The organism is Mycobacterium sp. 1081908.1 (assembly GCF_001673535.1).
Taxonomy (GTDB): Bacteria; Actinomycetota; Actinomycetes; order Mycobacteriales; family Mycobacteriaceae; genus Mycobacterium.
Map to the genome: position 1 here is coordinate 1 of NZ_LZLY01000091.1, position 931 is coordinate 931.

1 protein-coding gene is annotated in these 931 nt (G+C 69.6%); it reads left to right on the forward strand.

Going from position 1 to position 931, the window contains the following annotated elements:
• Positions 1-931: polyketide synthase (locus A5655_RS13285; RefSeq protein WP_197508688.1), on the forward strand; the 931-nt coding region annotated here is incomplete at both ends.

A 931-nucleotide genomic window follows, 5' to 3' on the forward strand; every position in this document is an offset into this window, starting at 1 on the left:
TGCTGGAGGTGTGCTGGGAAGCGTTGGAAACGGCCCGAATTGACCCGGCCGGGTTGGCGCGCACGGAGACCGGGGTGTTCGTCGGCGCGTGGTCGCAGGCGTATGGCGGGGGCGGCTCCGACGGGGCGGAGGGCTATGCGCTGACGGGTCTGTCCACCAGCGTCGCCTCGGGGCGGGTGGCGTATGCGTTGGGGTTGCAGGGCCCCGCGATCACCGTGGACACGGCGTGTTCGTCGTCGTTGGTGGCCACGCATTTGGCGTGTCAGTCGCTGCGCAATGGGGAGTCGTCTCTTGCTCTGGCCGGGGGTGTGACGGTGATGACGACGCCGTCGGTGTTCACCGAGTTCGCGCGCCAGCGCGGGTTGGCCGCCGACGGGCGCTGTAAAGCGTTCTCGGCCAACGCCGATGGCACCGGCTGGGGCGAGGGTGCGGCGGTGCTGGTGTTGGAGCGGCTCAGCGATGCCCACCGCAACAATCACCCAGTGTTGGCGGTGATCGCGGGCTCGGCGATCAACCAGGACGGCGCCTCCAACGGGTTGACCGCGCCCAATGGGCCCGCGCAGCAACGCGTGATCACCCAGGCGGTGGCCAACGCGGGTGTCGCGCTGGATCAGGTCGATGTGGTCGAGGCGCATGGCACCGGCACCACGTTGGGCGATCCGATCGAGGCCGGTGCGCTGATCGCCACCTACGGTGCGGCGCGCAGCCCGGAGCGCCCGTTGTGGGTGGGGTCGATCAAATCCAACATCGGTCACACCCAGGCCGCGGCCGGGGTGGCCGGGTTGATCAAGATGGTCGAGGCGCTCAATCACGGCAGCTTGCCGCCGACGTTGAACGTGGATCGGCCCAGCCCGCATGTGAATTGGTCGGCGGGCACGGTGCGCCTGCTGACCGAGCCGGTGCCCTGGCCGGTCACCGATCATCCGCGCAC